The 26,545-nt window shown below is 60.0% G+C and carries 24 protein-coding genes and 1 pseudogene; 16 read left to right on the top strand and 9 right to left on the bottom strand.

From position 1 onward, the window contains the following. Positions 1 to 46 precede the first annotated feature (46 nt). The 8 genes from ACXHXG_RS14435 to gabT all read left to right on the top strand — a co-directional run bounded on the left by ACXHXG_RS14435 (position 47) and on the right by gabT (position 9,490). On the top strand, positions 47 to 1,231 hold the full coding sequence (locus tag ACXHXG_RS14435; RefSeq protein ID WP_457899688.1) for a PAS domain-containing protein: 1,185 nt from the start codon (positions 47 to 49) through the stop codon (positions 1,229 to 1,231). Next, positions 1,231 to 2,634: a sigma 54-interacting transcriptional regulator gene (locus ACXHXG_RS14430; protein ID WP_457899687.1), complete on the top strand. Its 1,404-nt coding sequence runs from the start codon at positions 1,231 to 1,233 to the stop codon at positions 2,632 to 2,634. The genes ACXHXG_RS14435 and ACXHXG_RS14430 overlap by 1 nt, the downstream gene beginning before the upstream one ends. Before the next feature lie 23 nt (positions 2,635 to 2,657). Beyond that, on the top strand, positions 2,658 to 3,716 hold the full coding sequence (locus ACXHXG_RS14425) for an ABC transporter substrate-binding protein (protein WP_457899686.1): 1,059 nt from the start codon (positions 2,658 to 2,660) through the stop codon (positions 3,714 to 3,716). Between the two features lie 69 nt (positions 3,717 to 3,785). After that, the gene (locus ACXHXG_RS14420; protein WP_457899685.1) at positions 3,786 to 4,889 is read left to right on the top strand and encodes an ABC transporter ATP-binding protein; all 1,104 of its coding nucleotides are present in this window, start codon (positions 3,786 to 3,788) and stop codon (positions 4,887 to 4,889) included. Continuing rightward, positions 4,886 to 5,755, top strand: coding sequence for an ABC transporter permease (locus ACXHXG_RS14415; protein ID WP_457899684.1), 870 nt, complete (start codon positions 4,886 to 4,888; stop codon positions 5,753 to 5,755). The genes ACXHXG_RS14420 and ACXHXG_RS14415 overlap by 4 nt, the downstream gene beginning before the upstream one ends. Positions 5,756 to 5,764: 9 nt before the next feature. Further along, complete coding sequence (locus ACXHXG_RS14410; protein ID WP_457899683.1) at positions 5,765 to 6,559, top strand: ABC transporter permease; 795 nt, start codon at positions 5,765 to 5,767, stop codon at positions 6,557 to 6,559. 15 nt (positions 6,560 to 6,574) lie between these two features. Continuing rightward, positions 6,575 to 8,080: an aldehyde dehydrogenase gene (locus ACXHXG_RS14405; RefSeq protein WP_457899682.1), complete on the top strand. Its 1,506-nt coding sequence runs from the start codon at positions 6,575 to 6,577 to the stop codon at positions 8,078 to 8,080. 102 nt (positions 8,081 to 8,182) lie between these two features. Further along, on the top strand, positions 8,183 to 9,490 hold the full coding sequence (gene gabT, locus ACXHXG_RS14400; protein WP_457899681.1) for a 4-aminobutyrate--2-oxoglutarate transaminase: 1,308 nt from the start codon (positions 8,183 to 8,185) through the stop codon (positions 9,488 to 9,490). A 59-nt stretch (positions 9,491 to 9,549) separates the two neighbouring features. Here the strand turns inward: gabT and ACXHXG_RS14395 are convergent. Next, a pseudogene (locus ACXHXG_RS14395) lies at positions 9,550 to 9,837 on the bottom strand (LysR substrate-binding domain-containing protein); the annotation flags it as partial. A gap of 100 nt (positions 9,838 to 9,937) precedes the next feature. Between ACXHXG_RS14395 and ACXHXG_RS14390 the strand changes: the two are divergent. Beyond that, the gene (locus ACXHXG_RS14390) at positions 9,938 to 10,141 is read left to right on the top strand and encodes a hypothetical protein (protein WP_457899680.1); all 204 of its coding nucleotides are present in this window, start codon (positions 9,938 to 9,940) and stop codon (positions 10,139 to 10,141) included. Positions 10,142 to 10,201: 60 nt separating this feature from the next. On the opposite strand, the gene ACXHXG_RS14385 is transcribed toward ACXHXG_RS14390, so the two are convergent. The 4 genes from ACXHXG_RS14385 to madL form a co-directional block, all read right to left on the bottom strand. Then, the gene (locus ACXHXG_RS14385; RefSeq protein ID WP_285170104.1) at positions 10,202 to 10,870 is read right to left on the bottom strand and encodes a GntR family transcriptional regulator; all 669 of its coding nucleotides are present in this window, start codon (positions 10,868 to 10,870) and stop codon (positions 10,202 to 10,204) included. A 74-nt stretch (positions 10,871 to 10,944) separates the two neighbouring features. Then, on the bottom strand, positions 10,945 to 12,903 hold the full coding sequence (gene acs, locus ACXHXG_RS14380; protein ID WP_260303245.1) for an acetate--CoA ligase: 1,959 nt from the start codon (positions 12,901 to 12,903) through the stop codon (positions 10,945 to 10,947). Positions 12,904 to 13,149: 246 nt separating this feature from the next. Further along, entirely contained in the window at positions 13,150 to 13,914 is a 765-nt protein-coding gene (gene madM / locus ACXHXG_RS14375) for a malonate transporter subunit MadM (protein WP_285169755.1), read from the bottom strand. Positions 13,915 to 13,925: 11 nt separating this feature from the next. Beyond that, positions 13,926 to 14,348, bottom strand: coding sequence for a malonate transporter subunit MadL (gene madL, locus ACXHXG_RS14370; protein WP_457899679.1), 423 nt, complete (start codon positions 14,346 to 14,348; stop codon positions 13,926 to 13,928). Between the two features lie 175 nt (positions 14,349 to 14,523). Between madL and mdcA the strand changes: the two genes are divergently transcribed. Genes mdcA through ACXHXG_RS14335 form a run of 7 tightly spaced genes read left to right on the top strand, consistent with a single transcriptional unit; the run spans position 14,524 to position 20,514 of the window. Further along, positions 14,524 to 16,173: a malonate decarboxylase subunit alpha gene (gene mdcA, locus ACXHXG_RS14365; RefSeq protein ID WP_457899678.1), complete on the top strand. Its 1,650-nt coding sequence runs from the start codon at positions 14,524 to 14,526 to the stop codon at positions 16,171 to 16,173. Positions 16,174 to 16,183: 10 nt separating this feature from the next. Next, positions 16,184 to 16,495 carry a malonate decarboxylase acyl carrier protein gene (gene mdcC / locus ACXHXG_RS14360; RefSeq protein WP_457899677.1) on the top strand — a complete coding sequence of 104 codons (312 nt, stop codon included), beginning with the start codon at positions 16,184 to 16,186 and terminating at the stop codon, positions 16,493 to 16,495. Further along, a complete protein-coding gene (locus ACXHXG_RS14355; protein ID WP_457899676.1) occupies positions 16,492 to 17,403 on the top strand; it encodes a biotin-independent malonate decarboxylase subunit beta in 912 nt (303 codons plus the stop codon). Before mdcC ends, ACXHXG_RS14355 begins: the two co-directional genes overlap by 4 nt. Then, complete coding sequence (locus tag ACXHXG_RS14350; RefSeq protein ID WP_457899675.1) at positions 17,390 to 18,112, top strand: biotin-independent malonate decarboxylase subunit gamma; 723 nt, start codon at positions 17,390 to 17,392, stop codon at positions 18,110 to 18,112. The genes ACXHXG_RS14355 and ACXHXG_RS14350 overlap by 14 nt, the downstream gene beginning before the upstream one ends. Further along, positions 18,105 to 18,746, top strand: a complete 642-nt coding sequence (gene mdcG, locus ACXHXG_RS14345) for a malonate decarboxylase holo-[acyl-carrier-protein] synthase (RefSeq protein WP_457899674.1) — start codon at positions 18,105 to 18,107, stop codon at positions 18,744 to 18,746. The genes ACXHXG_RS14350 and mdcG overlap by 8 nt, the downstream gene beginning before the upstream one ends. Then, complete coding sequence (gene mdcB / locus ACXHXG_RS14340; protein WP_457899673.1) at positions 18,743 to 19,597, top strand: triphosphoribosyl-dephospho-CoA synthase MdcB; 855 nt, start codon at positions 18,743 to 18,745, stop codon at positions 19,595 to 19,597. The genes mdcG and mdcB overlap by 4 nt, the downstream gene beginning before the upstream one ends. Continuing rightward, positions 19,546 to 20,514: an ACP S-malonyltransferase gene (locus tag ACXHXG_RS14335; RefSeq protein WP_457899672.1), complete on the top strand. Its 969-nt coding sequence runs from the start codon at positions 19,546 to 19,548 to the stop codon at positions 20,512 to 20,514. The genes mdcB and ACXHXG_RS14335 overlap by 52 nt, the downstream gene beginning before the upstream one ends. Before the next feature lie 126 nt (positions 20,515 to 20,640). On the opposite strand, the gene ACXHXG_RS14330 is transcribed toward ACXHXG_RS14335, so the two are convergent. The 4 genes from ACXHXG_RS14330 to ACXHXG_RS14315 all read right to left on the bottom strand — a co-directional run bounded on the left by ACXHXG_RS14330 (position 20,641) and on the right by ACXHXG_RS14315 (position 26,544). Then, positions 20,641 to 22,608, bottom strand: a complete 1,968-nt coding sequence (locus tag ACXHXG_RS14330) for a glycoside hydrolase family 3 protein (RefSeq protein ID WP_457899671.1) — start codon at positions 22,606 to 22,608, stop codon at positions 20,641 to 20,643. A 96-nt stretch (positions 22,609 to 22,704) separates the two neighbouring features. Next, positions 22,705 to 23,553: a fumarylacetoacetate hydrolase family protein gene (locus tag ACXHXG_RS14325; protein ID WP_457899670.1), complete on the bottom strand. Its 849-nt coding sequence runs from the start codon at positions 23,551 to 23,553 to the stop codon at positions 22,705 to 22,707. A 44-nt stretch (positions 23,554 to 23,597) separates the two neighbouring features. Continuing rightward, a complete protein-coding gene (locus ACXHXG_RS14320; protein WP_260304443.1) occupies positions 23,598 to 24,908 on the bottom strand; it encodes an MFS transporter in 1,311 nt (436 codons plus the stop codon). 52 nt (positions 24,909 to 24,960) lie between these two features. Continuing rightward, positions 24,961 to 26,544 carry a bifunctional 3-(3-hydroxy-phenyl)propionate/3-hydroxycinnamic acid hydroxylase gene (locus ACXHXG_RS14315; RefSeq protein WP_457899669.1) on the bottom strand — a complete coding sequence of 528 codons (1,584 nt, stop codon included), beginning with the start codon at positions 26,542 to 26,544 and terminating at the stop codon, positions 24,961 to 24,963. Between the last annotated feature and the right edge of the window lies 1 nt (position 26,545).

The following is a 26,545-nucleotide window of genomic DNA, read 5'->3' as shown; positions in this document are numbered from 1 at the left end:
TGCTGCGTTTTCGCTGTCAGTCCACCAGCAAATTTGGAGTGACCGCATGAATGAGACCGAAGACGTGAACCAACGAATGAACATTGCTTTCGATATGGATAGTCTTCTGATCGATTGGATCGATATTGAAGGCCGTATCCGCCGCATCAGCGATCGGGAGGTCAAGGAGTTGGCCCTCGACCCGCGAACGGTGATCGGTATGCCGCTCGAGAGTGTCTATAGCGCCGTATCCGCTTCGCTTATTCGCGCTGTCGTCCGCGGAGAGCGGACCGCCGATCAAAGCTTTCCAGTGTGGATGAACTCCGGTCCATATGGCGAGATAGCGATGGTGGCGAGCGTCTTCGCGGATGGCCAGAACGGTCTTGCGATCCTCAAGCAGCCGCTGACACCGCCGACCCTCGGTATCGGTGCGGAGCTGGTCGAGCGGGTGGAAATCCTGTCCCAGATGATCGGAGCTGCAACAGATGCGTGCTGGTGCATCGAGTTTCTCGAGCCGGTCGACACGTCGCTGGCCGAAGAGGAAATAGTCGAGCAGATCTTCCGCAACCGGAGTCGCTGGCGAGCCTGTAACGAAGCGATGTCTCGCCTCTATCGGGTACCGGAGGATCAGGATTTCAACACGCAGCCTGTTTCCCGTTACTTCCCGGCGACTGAGATCAATCGACAGATGGTGCGGGACCTCGTCCGGTCCAACTACCGCCTCGACCGAGCGCAAGCCGTGGACAGGCGGCACGACAACAGCGAGATGCTGGTCGAGAATGACTTCCGTGCGGCCGTCAAGGATGGCTTTCTGATCCGGCTCTGGGGCACGACGCGCGATATCGGGATGCACAGAAAGCGCGAGCAGCAGCTTTACGATCGTGCTGAGACCATGCTCGACATCCTGAGCGCCACACCCGACCCCATCCTCGTCATATCGGACGACGGTTTGCTGCAGGCAGCAAACCCCGCCGCCGAGATTGCGTGGGGCCGTCCGGTCGATCAGATGCTCGGCCGACCGCTCCAGCATTTCGTAGAGACGAAGAATGCCCTGGAAAAACTGCTTCAGACAGCGATCGAGGAAGAGCCCGGGGAAACTGAATGCGATCTCATCATCATCTCGGCCAGCGACAGCAAGGACAGTTGGCGCTTCAGAGCCGCGCCCATTGAGGGAGAGACGTGCCGATATGTGCTGACGGCACGGAAAAAACCGAGAAGAAAGTCGCGCCTCGTTGTTCAGGAGCTGCTGTGATGAAGTTCTATGCCAACGACATCACCGCGTCCGCACCGCGGGGGCTCCGTCCCGGCTTCATCGACGATCCGCAATTCCGTAGTCTGCTCGAGGCCCTCCCCGATGGAGTCGCCTTTCTGGAAATCGACGGCACGATCAAGCTCGTCAACAGCAAGTTGGAGCTCATCCTCAACCTCGCGCGAGCGGACCTCGTCGGAACCGAGCTGGCGAAGCATGCCAAGACGGCCGGCCCCATTGTCCAGAAGCTGGCGGTAGCTCTTCATCAACTCAAACGGACCGAAATCTCGGGCGTACTCAACTCCCAGCGGAACGTATTCGCGTCGCTGAGTATCCTGCGCAACCCGGAGGGTGGCGCTTACGGCGCGCTGATCACCATGCGTGAATCGAGCCGGCAATACCGGACAAGCGAAGGCCTCGAGCGGTTTCGTTTCGAGGCGGAAACAGGAGAACTCGCAAGACCGTCCTACCATATGACGCCACGGCTCCAGAGTCTGGCTCGCAAGGCCGAGGTTGCTTTGGAACGCGGCAGCGCAATCCTGCTGACGGGGGAAACAGGAACGGGCAAGACCGAGTTCGCCACGCGTGTGGGCGGTTCGGGCGAAGCGGGAGCTGGGCCATTCGTCCATGTTAACTGCGGCTTGCTGTCGGACGAGCAGTTCGATGCAGAGATGTTCGGCATCGAACCAGGGTCGCCGCTCGATAAATCCACGCGCGGGAAGCTCGGCTTCATCGAAGCGGCGGACGGTGGGATCCTGTTTTTGGATCAGATCACCGATCTGTCCGTCACCGCTCAAATGAAACTCGTATCCTTTCTGGAGACCCAGACTTTTAGCAGGTTGGGATCGATGCAGCGGCGTCGCGCGCGCCTGCGCTTCATCTCGTCCACAAACCTCGACCTGCAGAAATGCATCGTCAACGGGTCTTTCCGGCAAGACCTCTTTTATCGCATCGCAGTCGTAACGATCCCCCTCCCGCCACTGCGGGAGCAGCCCGACCTTGTGAGGGTTGTCGCAGACCAGATGCTTCATCGGATCAATCTCGGACGGAAGCCCCAGATTCGGCTGTCGCCGGAATTTACCGATCTCCTTTTGGCGCATGCCTATCCGGGGAACCTGCGGGAACTGTCTAATATTCTGGAGCATGCCGCTGCCTCGGCCGAGGAGATCGCGCTTGCCGAGCACTTCATCGCGCCGGCGTCGGCCTCTGCCGTCGTGGAGCCCGAGCGCCTGGAGCGGCTGGACTCCGCCGCGCTCGCACGTGCCAGTTTGAAAGATCTGGTCCAGGAGTTCGAGACCTGGATCCTGGAAAAATCCATCGCAGAGAATGGAAGCAAACGAAGCGCCGCCAAGGCGCTCGGAATCGACATCGCCACGCTCGTCCGCAAGACAAAGCGCAACCAATAAACACGATACAGGGGAACTATATCATGAGTTTTGTTAGAAGATTCGCCATCGCCGCATTGGCGACGATTTCCGCTCTACCACCCATTGCCTCGGCCAATGCAGCCGAACTCAACATTCTCACCTGGGAGGGCTATGCCGCTGACGGTTTCGTTCCGAAATTCGAGGCGGCATCCGGCTGCAAGGTCACGGCCTCCTACGTCGGCTCCAACGACGACTTTGCCGCTAAACTGGCTGCTGGGGGCGGTGTCTATGACATCATCACGCCTTCCCTGGACACCGTTCCAATGATGTACCAGGCTGGCTTCGTGGATCCGATCGACACTGGCAAGGTCCAGGGCTTCAGTGGCATCTACCCGCAATTCTCGAAATCGAGCGCGGTCGTGGCCGATGGCAAGACCTGGGCCGTCCCCCTGATCTGGGGCTCCGTCTCTCTCATCTACCGGCCGGACAAGCTCTCTTCCACACCCGACTCCATCGGTATCCTGTTTGATCCCGCAAGCAAGGGAAAGATCTCCCTGTGGGACGATAAGTCGGCGATTTACTGGACGGCACGTTATCTCGGCTATGACAACGTCTTCGACCTCTCGGACGAGCAGTTGGAGGCCGTCAAGGCAAAGCTGATCGAGCAGAAGCCATTCATTCGCAAATATTGGGCGTCAGCTGGCGAACTGACTGAACTGATGGCCAACGAGGAAGTCTATGTCTCCAATGCCTGGACCGGCCTGACGAGCAAGGACGTCAATGCCTTGAACAAGGGTTTCAAGGTCGTTGAATTCACGCCGAAGGAAAAAGCCGAGGGCTGGATGGATTCCATGATGGTCGTCAAAGGCTCTCCGAACACCGAATGCGCCTATAAATTCATATCCTTCATGCAGTCCGCGGATGGCCAGTGCGGCATTGCCCAATCGACGGGCTACTTCCCGGTCAATCCGAAGGCCGTGGAAAGCTGCATGAATGAAGAGATGAAGAAGGAACGCCAAGTCAACAACATCGAGTTCGTCAAGAGCTTGGTGATGTGGCAGCAGCCGAAGCGTCTGGACAAGTACCTCGAGGTCTGGAACGCGGTCAAGGCTGCGCCCTGAACGACACCATGGTTCGGAGGATGCGACATGCATCCTCCATTTCCTATTTCTCTCAATTTCGGAGAACGCATGAGCTCGCGCGCTATCGTGACGCTGAACGGCGTGACAAAGACCTATGGCCATTTCACGGCCCTACATGAAACGGACCTCGAAGTAGGTGAAGGCGAGTTCGTCACCCTTCTCGGACCATCAGGATGCGGAAAAACCACGACTCTGAGACTGATCGGCGGCTTCGAATATGCAAATTCGGGCATCGTCTCCATTGCTGGACAGGACGTCACCGCAGCTCCACCTTTCCGGCGTCCCGTCAACACCGTCTTCCAGGACTATGCGCTTTTTCCTCACATGACAGTCGCACAAAACATAGCCTACGGCCTGTCCGTCAAGGGTGCCGCGGTCGCATCGGGAGAACGGAAAAAACGTGTCGAGGAGGCCCTTGCGATGGTCGGCCTGGAGACGATGGGAAACCGGGTGCCCGCCGCCCTTTCCGGTGGCCAGCGCCAGCGTGTCGCCATGGCCCGCGCGATCGTGCGTCGGCCGCGTGTCCTGCTGCTCGATGAGCCCCTGTCGGCGCTCGACGTAAAGCTGCGGGAAGGTATGCAGGTCGAACTCAAACGGCTTCATCGTGAACTTGGTATCACTTTCCTGATGGTGACCCACGACCAAGCCGAGGCATTGGCGCTATCCGATCGCATCGTCGTGATGAACCAGGGAAAGATCGTCCAGATCGGGGCGCCCACCGAACTCTACGACAATCCCTCGACACCCTATGTCGCCGACTTCATCGGCGCCTCGAACCTGGTACCGGCGCGATATGAAGCTCGGGATGGAGATTGTGACATGCTTCGTCTCAGTAATGGAACGCTCCTGAGGCGGACCGGTAAGCACCATGATTCGGCAGTCAAAGGCACGATCACCGCCGGCATCCGGCCGGAAAGAATAAGGCTGGACGTTTTTGATGGCGCCAACACCATGGAGGCTCGGATCGTCGAGACGCTCTTCCATGGAGATCGGATGCGTCTGGAACTGGCTTTGGCCGGCGATGCCGCGAGAATCTTCGCGGATATCCCGCGTGTCGCGGGGACGAGCCGGCAGCTTGAGCCCGGAGCGGTCATTAGCCTGCACGTGGATCCCGCAGACGTGATGCTGTTTGCTCCGGAGCCGAGCGCATGATCGTCAGCCGTCGCAACCTGGCAGCGTTCGCAGCCCTTTTTTCCATTCCGCTAGGCTGGACACTGATCTTCCTGATCATTCCTTATGCGGTCATGATCGCCGTCAGTTTCTGGACGCGGCAGTTCCCGCTCTTCATTCCAGACTTCCAGTGGGGCAACTTCGCCCAATTGTTCAACGATCCCCAATACAGCACGGTCATCCTGCGCACCCTGAAGATTGCCCTGCTTGTCACGTTCGGGGCGGTTCTGCTCGGTTATCCCCTCGCTTACTTCCTGGCCCTCACGGTCAAATCCCAGAAGTGGCGGAACCTTCTCTACATGTCCGTCATCGTCCCGCTCTGGGTGTCGTATCTTTTGCGCGCTTACACCTGGAAGATCATCCTTGGAACGAACGGAGCGCTCAACTCCCTGCTCGTTTCCTTGGGGCTTATCGATCAGCCCTTGTCGCTGTTTCTATATAACCAGACCGCAATGGTGATCACCCTAGTCTACATCTTTGTTCCGTTCATGGTGATGCCCCTTTTCACCGTGCTCGACAATATCCCGAAGGCATTGATCGAAGCTTCGGAGGATCTTGGCGTCGGTCCCTTCATGACCTTCTGGAAGGTGATCTTTCCGTTGTCACTGGGCGGGCTCACGGCCGGCGCGACGATGACGTTCTGCTTGTCTTTCGGAGATTTCGTTGCGCCTGTGCTCGTCGGCGGGCCCGACGGCACCATGGTCGCCAATCTCCTGCAGAGCCAGTTCGGCGCCGCGCTCAACTGGCCACTGGGTTCTGCTCTCGCAACGCTCGTGCTGATCCTCGTGCTCGCCGTTCTCACCGTCTCCAGCCGGTTCGACCGCACCGGTCACATCGACATGAATTAGGAGGACGAGATGATGGCTTCTCTTCAATGGTGGCAGCGGGGAATGGTGAGTTTGAGCCTGCTGGTGCTGGTTTTTCTATATGTTCCGATTATCATCCTCGTGTTGTTCTCGTTCAACGACAGCGCCGTGACATCCTTCCCGCTTTCGGGGTTTACATTGCGCTGGTACTACCAATTCCTCGCAAATGGCCAGATGCTGGCAGCACTTGCCAACAGCTTGATCGTGGCAACCTTCGCCACAATCCTGAGTGCGGCGGTTGGCGTTGCCGCGGCTTTGGCGCTCGATCGCTACAGTTTCCCGGGCAAGGGCCTCTTTCGCAATGCGATGCTGCTGCCGCTCAGCCTGCCCGGGATCGTGACAGGCATCGCGATGCTGAATTTCTACAAGCAGATAGGCATTCCGCAAAGCCTGACTGCTGTGGTCATTGGCCACGCCACAGCGCTGCTTGGCGTCGTCGTCTCGCAAGTAATGGCCCGTCTCGCCAAGCTCAATCGGCGTCTGCTTGAGGCTTCGGCTGATCTTGGGGCAACGCCTTTCGAGACATTCTACCGGGTCGTTCTTCCCAATATCCGCACTTCGATCTTCGGATCGGCGCTGCTCTGCTTCACGCTGTCTTTCGATGAAATTCCCGTCACCTACTTCCTCACCGGTCGCGAGGTGACCCTTCCCATCTACATCTACTCGACTCTCAGGCGTGGCATCACTCCGGAGATCAATGCCGTCGGCAGTGTGATCGTCGCCGTTTCATTCGTCCTTGTCGTCCTTTCCGTGACGATGCTCAGGAACCAATCCAAATCAAGCTAACCAAGGAGGATCATCATGGATGCATCGACTTACACGCGGGATTTCTGGCACGCAAAAGCCAAAGCTCTCAAATTCAGAACGCAGCACTTCATCGACGGAACCTATGTTCCCTCGGCCGATGGCCGCACTTTCAAAAGCACTAACCCGGCCACAGGAGAAGTGTTGGCTGAGGTTGCCCGCGGGGGCCAGGCGGAGGTCGACCTGGCGGTCGCCGTCGCGCGTAAGACGTTCAAATCGGGCTCCTGGTCCCGCATGGACCCGCGCGACCGGATGGCCGTGCTGGAGCGGTTCTCCGCTCTTGTGCAGGAGAACGCGGAAGAATTCGCCCTGCTCGACAGTCTCGACATGGGTAAGCCGGTCATGGACATGATCAACATCGACATCCCCGGTTCGGTCACGTTGCTCAAGTTTTTCTCTGAAACGATCGACAAGATCGAAGGCGCCGTGACCAACACTTCGGCCAATGCCCTCCACTACATTCTCCGGCAGCCACTCGGCGTCGTCGGCCTCATTGTGCCGTGGAACTACCCGCTGATGATGGCCGCCTGGAAGCTCGGTCCCGCCCTCGCGACAGGAAATTCCGTTGTCCTAAAGCCGGCGGAGCAATCGCCGCTTTCGGCAAACCTGCTGGCCGAACTGTTCATTGAAGCAGGCGGTCCGGCCGGCGTGCTCAATGTCGTCCATGGCCTCGGCGAGGAGGTCGGCAAGGCACTGGGCCTGCACAATGACATCGACAAGATCGGCTTTACCGGTTCGACCGAAGTGGGCAAGCTTTTGATGATCTATGCTGGCCAGTCCAACATGAAGAGGGTCTCTACGGAATGCGGAGGAAAGACGCCGCAGATCGTGCTTGGCGACTATGACGATCTCGACACCGCGGTCACCTATGCCGTCAATGGCATCTATGGAAACCAGGGCGAAGTCTGCAACGCCGGTTCCCGTATTCTGGTCGACAAGAGCATCCACGATGATTTCGTAGAACGCTTTTCGGCGCGTACGAAGCAGAACTTCGTGCTTGGCGATCCGCTCGATCCTTCCACGACCATCGGGCCGCTCGTGACTTCGTCGCATCAACAGCGTGTCTTGAACTATATCGACATCGGTCGCAAGGAAGGTGCTGCCCTCAGATTTGGTGGAGGCACGTTAGCGTCATCGCCAGCCGGTGCCTTCGTCGAGCCGACTCTCTTTACCGGTGTCAACAACTCCATGCAGATCGCTCGGGAAGAGGTCTTCGGACCTGTCGCGACGATTATCCCCGTCGACGGGATCGATGACGCGGTCGAAATCGCCAATGACACGATCTATGGACTGGCGGCCTCGATCTGGACACGCGATATCGGGAAGGCTCATCGTTTCGCCCGCGACGTGGAGGCCGGCGTGGTGTGGGTCAACTGCTTCGACCACGGCGACATGACTTCGATCTGGGGCGGCTACAAGCAGACGGGCAACGGCCGCGATAAATGCCTGGAGGCGCTTACCCAATACAGCCAGACGAAATCGGTCTGGGTTCATCTCGGCTAACCACAGCTCAGCACATGTATGTCTGGGCAGCTGCACCTGCCCAGACAGCAAAAGGCATGCGGGAGAGCCCGCGCACCCGATCAACGATATGGATTTTCAAGAATGACCGCCTCAGCAGACCTGCACTCGCGTCAAAAGGCCGCCGTCGCTGGCGGCGTCGGAACACGCGCCATCTTCGCCCAAAGAGCCCTAAATGCGGAGCTCTGGGACGTGGACAGTAAACGCTTCATCGATTTCGCGGCCGGTATTGCCGTCAACAATACAGGCCATCGCCATCCCGCCGTCATGAAGGCCGTCGCTCGACAGGCGGAACAGTTCACGCATACCTGCTTTCATGTCGCTCCCTATGAAGGATACATCAAGCTTGCGGAGCGGTTGAATGCGATTGCGCCGACAGGCGCGGAAAATCGCACAATGTTGGTGACCACTGGGGCAGAAGCGGTCGAGAACGCCATCAAGATCGCCCGCGCCTATACGAAACGACCCGGTATTGTCGCATTCTCCGGCGCTTTCCATGGTCGCACCATGCTCGGTATGGCGCTGACCGGTAAGGTCATGCCCTATAAGAAGAATTTCGGACCTTTCCCAGCGGAAATCTACCATGCGCCGTTCCCGAACCCGTACCTCGGCATTTCCACGGAGGAGACGATCGCAAGCCTTGAGCGGTTGTTCGCAGCCGATATCGATCCCGAGCGTATCGCGGCCTTTATTGTCGAACCTGTTCAGGGCGAAGGCGGCTTCAATATTGCTCCGAATGAATTCCTTGTCCGCTTGCGCGAGATCGCAGACAGGCATGGCATAGTGCTGATCGCCGATGAAGTGCAGGCCGGTATGGCGAGAACGGGCAAGATGTTCGGTTTCGAACACTCCGGCGTAAAACCGGATCTCGTGACTATGGCAAAAGGCCTCGCCGGCGGCTTCCCGTTGTCGGCCGTTACCGGCAAGGGTGAGATCATGAACGCCGCCCACGCGGGAGGGCTTGGCGGGACCTATGCGGGAAATCCGCTGAGTGTCGCGGCCGCCAATGCGGTCCTCGATGTCATTGACGACGAGCAGCTTTGTGAACGCGCGACCGAAATCGGCCGTCGCATCACCGACCGCTTGACGTCTCTTGCATCTCGACAGGGGATGGAACGGATTGGCGATGTGCGCGGTCTTGGCGCCATGGTCGCCTTCGAACTCGTCGAGGATCGCCAGACGAAAACAGCAGCACCCGCGATCACCAACCGTATCGTCGCGGAAGCTGAAGCGCGCGGGCTCATCCTGCTCTCGTGCGGAACCCGCCTGAACGTGATCCGTCTGCTGCCACCCCTGACGATCGAATGGGATACCCTTTTGGAGGGTTTGGACATCTTGGAGGCCTCGATCGAGGCAGCATTCTCTGCGTCACGGGGCACGGTGGCAGCGTAAGGCTCGAGACCTGGATGCCGGCAAATAACCGGTATCCTACCCCGTCTCGCTCCGGAGATTCAGGAAGTTCCCGACAGGGTTTCTGTAGCAAGCCAGGCGCGGAAAGCTTCCAGCGGCGGGTAGTTGGCGCGTGATTGCGGCCAAACCAGCCAGTAGGATCCGGAACCTGGCATCGATCTCTTCAGGACCGGTGCCAGGCGCCCTTCGATTATTTCAGTGTCGGCGAGATAGTCCGGAAGAACAGCCACGCCGAGCCCGGAGATCGCTGCCTGCGTCATCGTTGCGAACTGGTCGAAAAGCATCCCCGTCACGCTCGCCGGTTCTGCTCCCTGGGCGGCAAACCAGATCCTCAGGCCCCTTTGACGCCCGCCTTGGTCTTGAGCACGTTCTGCTGTTGAAGGGGATGTCACGCCCGGCGTGAGCGTGATTTTCTGGATGGCTCGTGCCATGTCGTTTCTCCGTGGCGGGCTGGCCGGAGCGCAACCCGCCGCGAACGCCCCTTCCCTGTCCGCAGCCTCCACCATTTCCGGCTGGCGTCCGCCTCGTCACAAGCCACAGATTACCGGCATGATGGAAATCGGATGCAAAGCACGGGTCATCGCCCGCCCAATAACGGGACAGCGCGAGGAGATCGAAGGCATGTTCGAGTGATGCCTTCTGGAACGGTGGAAATTGAACCGCTCGCCCCTACGATCTCAATAGCTATTGTCTCTATTCGGCTTCCTCGCCAATTTCCATATAGCGTGCCAATGCCAGGGCGGCATTCAGCATGTGCTCGCGCATGATCAAAGCTGCTTCGGTCGCATCACCGCGCATCATTGCACGCAGGATCGCTTCATGTTCAAGGAATGACGCTTCCAATCGCTTCGGTTGACGCAACTGGGTTCTGCGGAATGGCAGGAGCCTTGCACGAAGCCGTATCAACTCATCAAACAGAAACTCATTATGCGCGCCGCGATACAACGTTTCGTGGAAAGATAAATTGAGTTTGTCATATTGTTCAAAGTCGTCGGCCTTCGCTGCAAGCTCGGAAGCCTCGTGAATTTCACGAAGCGCCGCGCGTTCCATGCCTGTTATCCGATGAGTTGCCAGACGGACGCACATGCATTCCATCTCTGCAGTCACTTCGAACATCTCCATGAGCCGCGGCAAGGTCAGCGGCAGGACCGTTGCACCGCGTCGGGGGCGGATCTCAACCAAGCCGATCGCCTCCAGCTGACGTAGAGCCTCCCTTACCGGCGTACGAGAAGCGCCAAAGCGGCTACTCAGCGTTGCCTCGTCCAAACTCGTGCCAGGCCTTATGGCGCCGGAGGAAATCTCATCCATCAGCACTAATTTAATGCGCTGACCGATCGATCCGGCTTCGTCAATTTCAGTCATTTCAAACCTTGCTTCCGATTTGGCGGTTCGGTTTTACACCATCCAATTCGAAAGATAGCAATCAATATAAAGCATCAAGCCGCATCCGCCCTGTTCTGCCGGTTGGCGATCAGATCATCGACAACAGCGGGATCGGCCAGCGTTGAGGTATCGCCGAGTGCGCCGAAATCGTCCTCGGCGATCTTGCGCAGGATGCGGCGCATGATCTTGCCGGAGCGGGTTTTCGGCAGGCCCGGGGCGAACTGGATCTTGTCGGGCGAGGCGATCGGGCCGATTTGGGCACGAACATGTTTGACCAACTCCTGCCGCAACGCATCCGAACCCTCCTGACCCGCCATCAGCGTCACGTAGCAATAGATGCCCTGACCCTTGATCGCATGCGGATAGCCGACAACGGCGGCCTCCGAGACATGCTGGTGCGAGACGAGGGCCGATTCGACCTCGGCCGTGCCGAGGCGGTGGCCGGAGACGTTCAGCACATCGTCGACGCGGCCGGTGATCCAATAATAGCCGTCCTCGTCGCGCCGGCAGCCGTCGCCGGTAAAATATTTGCCCTTGTAGGTGGAGAAATAGGTCTGGATGAAGCGTTCGTGGTCGCCGTAGACCGTGCGCATCTGGCCGGGCCAGCTATCGGCGATGACGAGATTGCCGTCGGCCGCCCCTTCCAGCAGATTGCCCTCATTGTCCACCAATTGCGGCTGGACGCCGAAGAACGGGGTCGTCGCCGAACCCGGCTTCAGGTCGGTCGCACCCGGCAATGGCGTGATCATGTGGCCGCCGGTCTCCGTCTGCCACCATGTATCGACGATCGGGCAGCGGCCATCGCCGACGACGTTGTAATACCATTCCCAGACTTCCGGATTGATCGGCTCGCCGACCGTGCCGAGCAGGCGCAGGCTGGAGCGCGAGGAGCGCTTGACGAACTGATCGCCGGCACCCATCAGCGAGCGGATCGCCGTCGGCGCCGTATAGAAGATATTGACCTTGTGCTTGTCGATGACCTCCCAGAAGCGGCCCTGATCCGGGAAATTCGGCACGCCTTCGAACATCAGCGACGTCGCGCCGTTCGCCAGCGGTCCGTAGACGATATAGGAATGGCCGGTCACCCAGCCGACATCGGCCGTGCACCAGTAGATGTCGCCGGGATGATAATCGAAGACATATTCATGCGTCATCGCCGCATAGACAAGATAGCCGCCCGTCGTGTGCAGCACGCCCTTCGGCTTGCCGGTCGAACCCGACGTATAGAGGATGAACAGCGGGTCTTCCGCCTTCATCTTCGCCGGCGGGCAGTCCGGTTTCACCTTGGCGACCTCTTCGTGATACCAGAGGTCGCGACCCGGCGCCCAACCGGTCTTGCCGCCGGTGCGGCGCACGACCAGCACCTTTTCCACGGTGACATAATGCCGGCCGGCAATGTGGATCGCCGTATCGGTATTGTCCTTGAGCGGCACCGGCTTGCCGCCGCGCAGACCCTCGTCGCAGGTAATGACGAAGGTCGACTGGCAATCGATGATACGGCCGGCCAGCGCCTCCGGGGAGAAACCGCCGAAGACGACGGAGTGCACCGCGCCAATACGGGCGCAGGCAAGCATCGCATAGGCGGCCTCGGGGATCATCGGCATGTAGATGGTGACGCGATCGCCCTTCTTGACGCCCTGCTTCTTCAGGACATTCGCCAGTCGGCAGACATGCTCGTAGAGCTCGTTATAGGTGATCTTCTTGTCGATATAGGGATTGTCGCCCTCCCAGATGAAGGCCACGTCATCGCCGTGCTTCTTCAGGTGGCGGTCGATGCAATTGTAGGAGACGTTGGTCAGTCCGTCTTCGAACCATTTGATTGAGACCTTGCCCGTGAAAGACGTGTTCTTGACCTTGGTGTAGGGCTTGAACCAGTCGATGCGTTCGCCGTGCTTGCCCCAGAACCTGTCGGGATCCTCGACGCTTTGCTTGTACCATTTCTGATATTTCGCCGCGTCGATCAAAGCGCGCGCTTGAACCGGCTTCGTCACCGGATGAATCTTTTCCGACATCATTTCCTCCTCCCGTGAGCTCGCTGGGGGATCCCGCAGCGGCCTTATCAAGCCTCTAAAATATTCGACATAGGCACCCTCTCAGCATCTTTGTCGCCCAATTCGTGGATGAGGTTCATGGTTCGGCTTCATCGAGCGATTGCGTCCCAAAGTCGTGGTTTAGGTCACCAAACGCACCCATGTCGCCTCGATCTCCCTCAAATCCCTTTCATTGAGCCGCATGCCGGCCGGCATGTTCACGCCACTTCAGCCTCCCACAATCGCCCGTACGGCAAGATAAAGGATCGAAGGTGCGACGAGGCAGCCCAGCCCCGTATGAAACGTCGCCGTCAATGCGCCATAGGGAACAAGACGGCGATCGGTCGCCGCCAAGCCGCCCGACACGCCGCTGACGGTTCCCATCAGGCCACCGAACACCATGGCGCTACGGGGATTGTCGAGACCGATCGCCCTGGCGACGATCGGGGTTCCGACCATGACAAGGACCGCCTTGAAAACACCGGTCGCGATGGACAACGCGATCACCGCTGAGCTTGCGCCCAGAGCGGCACCCGTCACAGGTCCCACAATGTAAGTAACGGCACCGGCACCGATCGTCGTTATGGATACGGCATCCGTGTAACCGAAAGCGACGGCGAGCAACGAGCCGACGATGAACGGGAGCAGCGTGCCGAGGCCAAGGGCCAGTGCACCGACGGCACCAGCCTTTCGCGCCTGCGCAACGTCCACTTCAAAGGCCGTGGCGACGATGGCGAAATCGCGCAGCATGGCTCCGCCCATCAGGCCGATGCCGCTGAGGATGGGAATATCCACAACGCCTTTTTCGCCTCCGGTCCACAGACCAGCGGCAAAGGCGGCAGCGAGCCCCAGAACGATTGCAATGGCTGAGCCGTGGACGCGGCCGAACAGGATATGTTTAGAAATGGCGTTCGACAGCCACATGACCAATCCAACGATCGCAAACGCGGTGAGCAGACTGTTGGCGGTCAAGCCGTGTTTCAAGATCTCCATGAAAGCCTCCCTCAGGCCGCGTTGCCGGAGGTGGCAAGCTCACCCCTGGCCCTCGCTTCGATTTCATCCATCGTTTCGCCTCTCTCGCCGAGACGGCTCATCAGCGCGACGGTCGCGAAGCAAACGAAAACCGTCACGATCCCGGCAATCAGCACCAGCGGACCGCTACGCGCAGCCACCAACACGTTCTGTTGAGCCGCCATGGCAACGACGATCGGAATATAGAGAGCGCCCCAGAACTCGACGCCGAGTTTGAGCGGCAGCGTCAACAGACCCCGCCTGCTCAGCCATAACCGCGTGGCGATGAGCAGGATCATGGCTATGCCGACGCCGCCGACATTCGCCTTTACGCCAAGCGCCATCCCCAGGAGGTCACCGAGGATACTCCCCAAGAGGGTACAAAGGGCAAGCATTGCGACACCGGAGATCACCATGGATGATCCTCCCCACATGCGTGCCCGAAGAAATACAAGATCGACATTTGTTCTCCTCCCATGAATACAAAGATGCCATATATCGAAATTAAAATACACATTATTGCATTCTTGGCAATTGTATATATATTGAACGCACAAAAACGCTCTCTTGCGCATACAAAGGGCAATCGAAATGCGAGATTGGAACACAAAGGGCCGTGAAAGGCTGGCACGTCTAGAAGCCGGCCAGCGCTTCTCTGCCGGCAAGCTTGTCGACCCGCAGCACCTCGTAGCTTTCCTGGAAGCGATCCTGAGACCCGGGGATCGAGTTTGCCTTGAGGGCGACAATCAGAAGCAGGCCGACCTGTTGGCCAAGGCGCTGTCTAAGGTCGATGTCGACAACGTACACGACCTGCATATGGTGCAGTCGGGCGTGGTCTTGCCGGAGCATCTCGACATTTTCGAAAGTGGCGTCGCCCGGAGGCTTGATTTTTCTTATTCCGGCCCGCAGTCGGCCCGCATCGCGCGCATGATGTTCGGCGGCCAGATCGAACTGGGTGCCGTTCACACCTATCTGGAACTCTTCGCCCGTTACTTTATCGACCTGACGCCGCAGGTGGCCCTCATCGCCGCGGTCAGCGCAGACAAGGCCGGAAATCTCTATACCGGGCCGAATACGGAAGACACGCCAACGGTCGTCGAGGCGACGAGCTTCGGCAAGGGACTGGTCGTCGCCCAGGTGGGCGAGATCGTCGATCGTGTGCCGCGCGTCGACATTCCTGCCGACCAGGTCCATTTCGTGGTGGACGCCAAGCGCCCGTTCTATGTGGAGCCACTGTTCACACGCGATCCCGCGGCCATTACCGAAACACAAATCCTGACGGCAATGCTCGCCATCAAGGGACTATATGCGCCCTATGGCGTGCGTCGCCTCAATCATGGCATCGGCTTTAATACCGCGGCCATCGAACTGCTGCTGCCGACATACGGCGAACGGCTGGGATTGAAGGGCAAGGTCTGCACGCACTGGGCGCTGAACCCTCACCCCACTCTGATCCCTGCCATCGAAGCAGGATGGGTGGAGCAGATTCATTGCTTCGGGTCCGAAGTGGGCATGGAAAACTATATGCAGGCCCGCCCTGACATTTTTTTCACGGGACCCGACGGCTCCTTGCGCTCCAACCGTGCCTTCTGCCAGACTGCCGGACTTTATGCCTGCGACATGTTCATCGGCTCGACCTTGCAGATCGACCTTTCCGGCAACAGTTCGACCGTGACTGGCAGCAGGGTCGCAGGTTTCGGCGGCGCCCCCAATATGGGATCGGACGCCCGAGGTCGGCGTCATCCGAGCGAAGCCTGGTTGCGTGCCGGCAGGGAAGCCGACCCCGCCGCAGCCACCCCTGCCCTGCGTCGAGGACGTAAACTGGTTGTTCAGATTGGCGAGACCTTTGGCGACGGCATGGTGCCGATGTTCGTCGAGCGTTTGGCCGCGTTGGATTTGGCCGACAAGCTGCAACTCGATCTGGCTCCTGTGATGGTTTACGGCGACGACGTCACTCACATTGTAACGGAAGAGGGGATCGCCAATCTGCTGTTGTGCCGTGACAAGGACGAACGGGAGCAGGCGATCCGCGGCGTGGCCGGCTACACCGAAGTCGGTCGCGCCCGGGACCGCAAGATGGTGGAGCATCTGCGTCAGCGCAAAGTCATCCAGTGTCCCGAAGACCTTGGAATAGATCCATTGGATGCCGATCGCAGTCTGCTGGCTGCCCATTCCATCAAAGATCTGATGCTTGCCTCCGGCGGCCTCTACAGGCCGCCCACCCGGTTCCGCAATTGGTAAGGCCGATACCATGGAAAATCTGCTCTATGAATTGAAATCGACACAGACCGGCGGAACCCGCGCCGTCGCTCTGGTGGGCGTCGTCGCTTCGGGTAACCTCGAAGTATTGCTTGAACGGCAGGAGGCGCCCGACCGGTGCGTCATCGAGATCGCGACGCCGGCTCATGGTTTCGCCGAGTTGTGGGCGGCGGTCACCGAAGATTTCGCGGCGCGCTCGGCCGCCGGCGGTCTGCGCATCACGATCAATGATGGCGGCGCGCGGCCTGACATGGTGGCGCTGCGCCTGGCCCAGGGCGTGCGGCTGATGGAGAAGCCAGAATGAACGATCCTCGCACGCCACGCCGAAGCTGGTACGAAGAATCTGCCCGTGGCCGGTTGAGGCATCTGCTCGATGCCAATAGTTTTACCGAGTTCCTGGGTCCGGAGCAGAGGGAGACGAGCCCGCACCTTGCGCTCTTTGGTTTGCCTCGGCAGTTCGACGACGGCATCATCGTCGGTGCCGGCCGCATCGACAGTTGCCCCGTGCTGGTGGCCGCCCAGGAAGGGCGCTTCATGGGCGGCGCCATTGGCGAAGTTCACGGCGCCAAGCTGACAGGCCTACTGCATGCGGCGGCCAAGATGCGGCGGGATCTCGTCATTCTCTTCGACACGGGTGGCGTGCGCCTGCAGGAGGCCAATGCCGGCGAGCTGGCGATCTCCGAGATCATGCGCGCCGTGCTGGAGGCGCGATCCGGGGGCGTGCGTGTCATCGGTCTTCTTGGCGGCAGGGCGGGCTGCTATGGCGGCGGCAGCCTGATTGCCGGCTGCTGCTCGGCGCTCGTCATCTCCGAGCAGGGGCGTTTATCCGTTTCCGGGCCGGAGGTTATCGAGACGAACAAAGGCGTGGAAGAATTCGACTCCCGCGATCGAGCTTTGGTCTGGCGGACCATGGGAGGCAAGCATCGCTACCTGATTGGCGGGGTTGATGTCTTCGTCGAAGACGATATCCCCGCTTTCCGGGTTGGTGCAATTGCCGCGCTACAACGGCCAGCCATCTTGGACCAAGCGGTGCTCGAAGCGGAACAGACGCGGCTCGAATATCGATTGCGCCGTTTTGGTGATGCCCGTGATGCCACCGAGATATGGGCCCGGCTGCATATTGAACATCCCGCCGAAATACCGGAGCGGGATATCGAGACTTTCCTCACCACAGCCAATATCCATCGGGAGAGTGCCGATGCAGCTCGCTGATATTCTTTCTTCACTCTTTCCGGCCGGCTACGAGATAACGCAGGCGGATGGGCTTGTTACCGGCTGGGGCCGGTTGGACCAACAAAACCGGATCGATCTGATCGGTGTTGCCGACAAGACCTATCCCGGCGTCGATGAGGCGCTAGCCGTGGCCGCGCATGTCCTTTCCGTCGCCCGGCGGTCGGACAGGTCGCCCCTGCTGTTCCTGGTCGACTCCGGCAGCCAACGGATGAGCCGGCGTGATGAACTCCTTGGTCTCAGCGAGGCGTTGGCGCACTTGGCGAAGGCATTATGGCAGGCAGAGCGTGCCGGACATCGCACGGTCGGCCTGCTCTACGGTGGCAGCGCTGCCGGCGCCTTCATTGCCACCGCGCTGGCCTGCGGATCGCTGGTGGCCCTACCCACCGCCTGGCCCGAAGTCATGGATCTGCCATCCATGGCGCGAGTGACCAAGCTCCCGCTCGCTACGCTGAAGGAAAAGGCCGAGACAACCCCCGTCTTCGCGCCCGGCCTCGATAATCTTCTTGCAACCGGCGCCATAGCAGAGGTTTGGGATCCAGCGGCTTCTTTGAACGCGCAACTCGTAGCACTTCTTGCCAAGCCTGCTTCAAGTGATCTGCGCGCTAGATTGGGCGCCGATCGAGGCGGCCGGCCGAAGGCCGCCATGATTGCGGCCGAAGTGGAACGGCTGGCTTTGCTCCATGATTGATGTCGCTGCCCTCCGCCGCCACGATCTTGCCTATGTGCGCTCCGAGGCATGGCCCGGCCTGCTGCAAGGCCGAGTCGAGGCGGAAATGGAGCCCGATCTGCTGGCATGGGCAACATTGGGGCGACCGACGATTTTCCGTCGTCGAATCTGCAGCGATCCAACAGATATCATACCCTTGGGGCTGCCACTTCCACCGGGCATGGGGCGCAAACGGCTTGCGCTCGCCTGCCCACCGACTGCTGTGATACGGACAGCGCCTCCTCCTCTGCTGAGGGATGTGCTGCCCGCGGCACCGGCACGATGGCGCCCGACCATTGGCGCGCTGTTGGAGGCAAATGCCTCGTGTCGCTGTTTCGGGAGTTTGGCTTGGCAATACCTGACCGGCCTTTCCTATCTGAGCAATACTTCCGATCTCGATCTTTTGGTCGAGTGTCGATCGAGCACAGATGCGATGCGAGCGACGACTTTGCTGAACCATGTTGCCGAACGCGCGCCGATGCATATCGACGCGGAATTGATCACGCCTTGCGGCACGGCCGTGCAATGGCGGGAATGGCTGTCGGGAAACCCGGAGCTACTGGTTAAATCCCATACCGGATCGGCCCTGATGGCGCGGGAGGCGCTCTTTGCATGACGTTTCCATTGCTGGCTGAACGACGCTCTGTCGCCATCGAGCATTGCGATCCCGAGCTGATCGGACAGTATGCCGCACGAGCGCTGGTTCTGGAGGTGGAAACTTGGCCCAAGCCCGGCTTGGTCAGCCACATCGACAACGGCGCCCACGCCGACATGGACGCTGATCTCCTGCGCCTGAGCGCTCGGACGCTGGAACCATTCTTCATCGCGCTTGCCGAGGCGGGCGCCATGGATGCGAGCATGGATCGTCTGCGCCAAGTCGGTATAGAGGCGGAAAGCGCAATGCGGAGTGCGACCGGAGGGGTCAATACCCATCGCGGCGCCATCTTCGGTCTTGGCCTGCTGGCGGCTGCAGCCGGCTTGGCGGCAACGTGCGATTGGCAGGCACCGCTCGGTGCCCTGATCAAGCTGCGTTGGGGACAGGATATCATCGGCAAGGCGCCGGAGCATGACAGTCATGGTAGCGTCGTGGCACGACGCTACCATGTCGGCGGCGCCCGGGCCGAGGCTGCCGCCGGCATGCCGTCCGTCTACGATATTGCCCGCCCGGCGCTTGCCGAAGGACGGCGTCTGGCCATGGGTGACGAGGAAGCGGCAAGGGTCCATGCGTGCATGGCCCTGATCGCGGTGGTCGACGACAGCAATTTGCTTTATCGTGCCGGCCCTGAAGGGCTGAATTTCGCCCGCGACAAGGCCCGCGCCTTCCTGGCGGATGGCGGGGTCGGACGAGCGAACTGGCGATGGCATGCCAAAGCCATTCATGAGGCATTCGTCGCGCGCAATCTCAGCCCGGGTGGGTGTGCCGATCTGCTTGCCATGGCGCTGTTTACCGAGGTGTTGGAATTGTGACCCTCGCGCTGTTCTGTTCGGGCCAAGGCCATCAGAACCGGGAGATGTTCCGACTGCTTGCAGCGGAACCCGATGCGCAGCCCATATTCGAGGCCGCAACCGCCGTGCTCGGGACCGACCCAATGGACTTCTGCCGAACTGCCCCCGAAGCCGCCTTACATGCAAACCGCGAGGGCCAGATCCTGTGTGTGACGCGTGCGCTTGCGATTGTTCGCGCCCTTTTCCCGACCGGCGCGCCCAGCGAAACGATGGTGGCCGGCTACAGCGTCGGCGAAATGGCGGCTTGGGGGGTGGCCGGCATCTGGTCGCCCATGGATACCTTGAAGCTCGTCGATCAGCGGGCACGGGTAATGGACGCTGTGGGCGGGTCGGATGACGGGCTTGGTTATGTGCGCGGTTTGCCACAGGTGGCGGTGGAACATCTAGCCAACCGGTTCGGCTGCGCAATCGCCATTGTAAACCCGGATCTCCTGTTCATCGTTGGCGGTGACAGACGATCAATCGATGCGCTCTGCGCAGCGGCGCTGCAGGAAGGTGCCGCGCGTGCCGCCCCGATGATGGTACATGTCGCCTCTCATACACCACGGCTCGCCGGTGCGGTCGCACAGTTTGACAACGCTCTTGCCTCGGCGGTCATGAACCGCCCGATCCTCCGCCTCATGACCGCCAGTGGTGCCACCCTTGTTACCGATCCGCATCGCGCTCGAAAAGGTCTGGCACGGCAACTGGCCGAGAGGATCGATTGGGCAGGCATGGTTGAAGCCGTGGCCGAACGTGGCGTGACCGCGATCCTCGAACTGGGGCCTGGCCGTGCTCTGGCGGAAATGGCAGCCGTTGCCCTGCCTTCAGTCATGGTGCGCGCAGTGGATGACTTCCACAGTCTTGCAGGTGTTAGGGCCTGGCTGGCTGCTCGCTGAAATCAAGACCTCTGCCTCAATTCCTCGAAGCGACCGCGGCACAGATACCTCTCTCGTAGTGACGGTGGAAACGGATGCAGACGACCCTTGGGACCGATTTCATTCAGACAAGTGGACGGCCCTATGTCAGTACTGCATGCTGAAACCGATCGGATACAGCGGATTGGCCGTGTCGTGCGGAACGTCGGATTTCTGCGCCAACACCTCGGCCATGGATGAGGGAAGTTCGAACGGCAGCTTGCCTTGCGCCTTCTGCTTACCCTCGATCACATCGAACAGGGCTTCGTCGCTGGCACCGAAATTGGCGAGGATAGAACCGGCCCGATCACGGAGGCCGGTGAGGATTGCCGGCCGCGCCAGATAGATCGTGACGATTGTCGGAACCTCCTTGGCGGCGCTTTTGAAGGCCTCGAAATCAGCATTGCCGTCCTTGAAATCAAGATCGCCCTCTTGGTGACGGGAGCCGAAGAAATAGTTCATATGCGGCTGTTGATAGGGTGCATTCAGCCGCACCAGCGCAAAATCAGCTTCGCGGGCCGTAGCAACGACCGTAAAGCCGCGGGCCGCCGCCACTTTCGGATCGACCCCATAAAGGAACACCTTCTTGCCGCTCAGGACCGGCAGAAGTTTCGCTTTGTTGTCGAGCAACACCATTGCCTTGGCCTGCGCGGCAGTCGCTTCCGCTGCGAATGTCGGATTGCCGACGATCGAGCGTGCCTTCTCCGGATCGACATAGGGATTCTCGAACAGGCCCTGCTCGAATTTCTGGATCAGGATCCGGGTCGCGGATTGATCGATGCGCTCTTCGTTGATCTTCTTATCCTTCACCGCTTCCACGAGAAGGTCCGAGGAAGTCACGCCGCCGAACTGATCGACGCCGGCATTGACGGCCTTTGCGAACCGGTCAACACGGCTCATGTCCTCCACACCCCAGGGCATGCCGAAGGTTTCCTCGTTCAGAGTTGGCTTTACCCCCGGCTTCTCACCTTCCAGGCAGGTGCCCTTGCAATCGTTGGTGATAAGCCAATCGCTGAGGATGACGCCGTCGAAACCGTATTTCCCGCGCAGCAGGTCGGTGAGAAGCTGCTTGCTGTATCCGGCTCCGACCGGTTCCAGCGGCTTGCCGTCAAGGTTGACGACCTCGAGGATCGAATAGGTGGGCATCACGCCTGCGACCTTGGCTTTGAACGCTCCTTCGAAGGGGATCAGATGCTCGGCGAAATTATTGCCGGGAAAAACGGAACGGCGGCCATAGGCGTTGTGACTGTCGTAACCGTCCTTTGCAGCACCATAACCGACCCAGTGCTTAGCAACGGCGACGACGCTATCGCGGTTGATGCCGGTCTCGCCGTTCTGAAAACCGGCGACATAGGCTTCCGCCATGGTTTTGGCGAGCTGCGCATCCTCGCCGAAGGTGCCGTTGACGCGCGGCCAGCGGGGTTCGCTTGCGAGGTCGATCTGGGGAGAGAGCGCCTCCTGGATACCCACGGCGCGATATTCCTGGCGGGCGATGTCGCCGAACCGCCGCACGAGCGCCGCATCGCCGATGGCCGCGAAACCAAGAGTCTCAGGCCACTTCGAGAAGCGGCCGGCAGAAACGCTCGCACCGAGCACGAATTGGAAATGATTGCGAGGATCAGTACTGATCGTCGCCGGAACGCCGAGGCGGCCGGATTCCGCGATCTCCTGCAGCTTGTTGTTCTCTCCGGCGAGAACAGCAGGATCGCCGGACAATCGGGTGATGAAGGTGACCACCTTGCGCTTGTCGATCATCTCCGTGGCGCGGTCGAGATCATATTGGGAACCGACACCCATGCCGGCTCCGGGACCGACGGAAGGCGCCGTGCCGTGCATCATCAAGCCCGCCTTCTCCTCGATCGTCATGCGCCCGACGAGATCGGTAGCGCGCTCAGCGGCCGGCAGCCGCCAATCCTCATAAGGGTCGAGTTTGCCGTTGCTATCGAGATCCTTGAACGACAGCCCGTCCACGTTCAGCGTTTTGGCGATGCGGGCGGAAAGCGCCGGCTGCTCCTGCGACAAAGCCGTCGAAGCGAACAGTGATCCGAGCGCGCACATGGCAATGAAATATTTCATGGCATCCTTCCCAAAAGCATCCTAATCGATCCCACTAAGTTGAAGGAGCGCAGACTGCGCCGCCTCATTGCGCAATCACATACCCGTAAGCGATAGCTAACGTAGTTCATCGACAATCGGATTGCGCAGAATGCCAAGTCTGTCGACTTCAACCTCCACCACGTCTCCGGGCTTCATCCACAGCGGTGGCTGGCGCTTGGCGCCAACGCCGCCCGGCGTACCGCTGACAATGACGTCGCCTGGCTCCAGCCGAGTGAAACCGGAGCAATATTCAATCTGCCGGGCGATATCGAAAATCATCTGACCAAATGTCGCGTCCTGAACCACCTCGCTGTTCAGACGGGTCTGAATGCGGAGATCAGGCAGCGGGCCAAGCTCGTCCGGCGTCATCATCCACGGCCCGAAAGCGCCGGTGTCGGGAAAGTTCTTGCCCGGGGTGAACTGGTGCGTATGACGCTGGAAGTCGCGCACGCTGCCATCGTTGTAGCAGGCATAGCCGGCGACATAGCCCATGGCCTCATCCCGCGTAATGTAACGGCCGGACTTGCCGATAATGACTGCCAGCTCGCCTTCGAAATCGAGTTCCGTCGAGACCTTGGGACGCACGATCGGGCCGAGATGGCCTATCTGGCTATTGGCATAGCGAGCAAAGATCGTCGGATTTTCCACCTCCGCACGTCCCGTCTCCTTGCGATGCATTTCATAGTTCAAGCCGACGCAGAGGATCTTGTCGGGATTGGGAATGACCGGCAGCCATTCGATTTGGCTAAGCGGCGTGGCAGGGGCGGAAGCGGCTGCCTCGGCAACGCCGGCAAGACCGGCGGCCACAGCCGATTTGAGATCGGCATAGCGCGACGCGAGAGCCACGCCGGTATCGAGGAAGCGATCGCCCTCCACGACGCCCCAGGTCGTGCGGCCGGCGATCTTGACGGTGGACAGTCTCATGGTTCTTGCTCCTGTAGTGGGATCAGACTTGGCGGCGGGCGCTTTCACACCCGCTGCATTTGATCGGTGAAGCGCGTCATCTTGCCGAAGCGCTCAATGGTGCGATCCGGAAAGATCAGCGCGAAGGCGGAAATTGCGCCGATGATGAGGATTGCGGCCGTAAACAGCATGGCATTTGCATAGCCGGCCGCCAGATGATCGGGTCCGGCCGCCTGCACGATCATGCCGGTGACGGCGTTGGACGCGAGCGCAGAGACAGCGTTTGCCGAATAGATCACAACGATCAGCCGGCCGCGCTGGACGGCGGGCGCGACGCTTCCGAGTGTGATTGGGCCGTAGATGGTCGTCAGGCTCGGAGCGGCAAAGGCAATCGCGATCAGCGCCAGTTGCAGCGGGCCGCTGACATGAACCGAGGCGATCAGCGCCAGGCCGCTGACGAGCAATGCATAGCCCGAGGCGCTGCCGAGGGCGGTACGCTTGCTCACACCCTTCTGAAGCATCCGCTGCGCGATCCATGATCCGATGAGCAAAAGCGGCGACTGGAAGATATAGACAGCCGAGATGATCGAACCGGTCTCAGTCTGCGAATAGCCGAGACCCTGCTGCAGGAAGGGCGGCAGCCATGTGGCCGACATGCCGACGATCCAGTAAGACATGGTCGACATGATGATGACGCCGATCACGGTCGGGTCGAGCCAGAGCTTGCGAGCCGGAATCGGGGACTCTTCGCCAACAACGCGAGCTTTTTCATTCTCGGCGACCGCATGTGGTCCCTCACCGCCGATGAGCAGCCAGGCAATGATCCAGGCGACGCCGATCAGGCCGCAAAAGAGGAAGCCCGAACGCCAGCCGTAATTGACGATTACATAGGTCAGGATCGGACCGCCGGCGAGCAGGCCGACGCTGATGCCCTGCAGCACGACGGCACTCGGCACGCTGCGCTTTTGCGGGCTGAACCAGTTGTGGCAGGCATGCAATGCCGTCGGCAGCCCAGGTCCTTCTCCAAGGCCGAGCAGGATGCGGCAGGCGACAAGAACCGTCACCGAACTGGTGAAGTAGATCGGGATCTGCGCGATCGACCAGATTGCCGCAAGAATGACAAGGATCCATTTGACAGGAACGCGGCCGATCACGAAGAGGCCGACGAGGACGCCGGATATCGAGAACAAGAGAAAGAAGCTGCTGCCGATCAGGCCGAACTGCTGCGGCGAAATGCCAAGATCCTTCATGATCGACACAGCCGACAGTCCGAAAACCAGCTTGTCGAAGAAGTTCAGCGTTTGGAACAGAAAGAGAAGGATAAGGACGGCAAAAGGTCGCCAATTGCTGGCGGTATCGGCGGTTGACTTGGTCATATGTTCCTCCCAGAACCCCACAAAAAACTGCAATTCCTGACGGGCGCATCTGTCAGGCGAGACGAGTACGCAGATCGGCGATCTGCTGGCGAAGCGCCTCGACGTTGCTGGCGGCGCCAAAAACATAATGATCAGGGCGCACCAGCGCGGCGACCGCGCCATGGCGGTCGAACCAGGCCGAAAGCACGCCGTCCTTTTCACGAAGCGCCGACGGATCGACTGCATCATCGTTTTGACGCGCAACGGCTTTCACAACGATCCCGTCGATCGCTTCGGCCAGGGCTTCTCCTTCCGCGACATCGATCCGGCGACCGTCGAGAACCAGCCGCCATTCCGGTCCGGTGAAGGTATCCATCAGGCGCGCAGAAGCGCCTTCGACGATTGCCGGCTGCGGGAAAAGCAATCCCCGTGCCGGCGTGCCTTCCATGGCGATCAGGCCATCCTCGATCGGCGGTACGATTTCCTGGCGGGTAATGGTCAGTGGCCGACCGCCGCCCTCTGCGAGAATGCGTGCGTCCCGCGCCGCGGCAGCCGCCGGGTCGCGTTCACAGATCGTCTGGCCGATCGCCTTGATCTTGCCGGTCAGCGCCCGCACATGCCGCTTGCGCTCGACCGTGTAAGTGTCCAGCAGCTTTTCGGAAGATTGCCCCTTCAGGATGCGATCAAGCCGCCAGACGAGATTGGAGACGTCGCGCAGGCCCTGGCACATGCCTTGGCCGATGAAGGGCGGCTGCTGGTGCGCGGCATCACCGGCAATCATTACCCTGCCCCGTCGCCATTCGTCGGCGACCAGCGCATGAAAGCGATAGGCGGCGGCCCGCCAAAGCTCACCCTCGTCCGGCGTCAACCAGGGCGACAACAGCCGCCAGACATTCTCCGGCTTTTCCATCTCGCGTGGGTCTTCGCCTGGCAGAAGCATGATTTCCCACCGGCGGTGGTTCTTCGGCCCCATGATGTAGCTGGTCGGACGCGCCGGATTGCAGAACTGGGCCGAAGTCTGCGGCAGGTTACCAAGTGCAGCCTCATGCACCTGCACATCGACGACGAGCCACGGCTCGTCGAAAACGAGATCTTCGAGCCTCATTCCGGACAATTCTCGCACGCGGCTCCAGGCACCATCGCAGCCGATCACGTATTTTGCGGCGATCGTCTGATATTCGCCGGAGGCATTCTTAAGCGTTGCGACGACCTCATCAGACCGCGGCTCAAGAGCGACCATTTCCGTACCAAGCTCGATCGTCACGCAGTTGAAGCTCTCTGCATGACGTCTCAAGACGGCCTCGACCGGAGGCTGGGTAAACACCATGCTGGGGGTATAGCCGAGCGGATAGGGCTCGGGCACCATATCGATACGGCGAATGAGCTGCCCTTCAGCGCCAAAGTGCTGGGATGCCGTGAATGGTGCGATATGGGGAAGCACTTCGTCGGCAATGCCCATATTGTCGAAATGGCGCAAAATTTCATGATCGAGCGCGATGGCGCGCGGCTTGTCGTAAATACCGGTCAGCCGATCGACGACGAGCGTGGAATGGCCCCGTGCGCCAAGCATGCCGGCAGCCACAGCTCCAGCCGGGCCGAACCCGACCACCAGCACGTCATAATGATTTGAAATATCGTTGTCGTTCTTCACAGGCATG

The organism is Rhizobium sp. LEGMi-198b (assembly GCF_054114205.1).
Note: the sequence above shows the minus strand (reverse complement) of the source record. Positions and strands in the feature narration are given on the sequence as shown.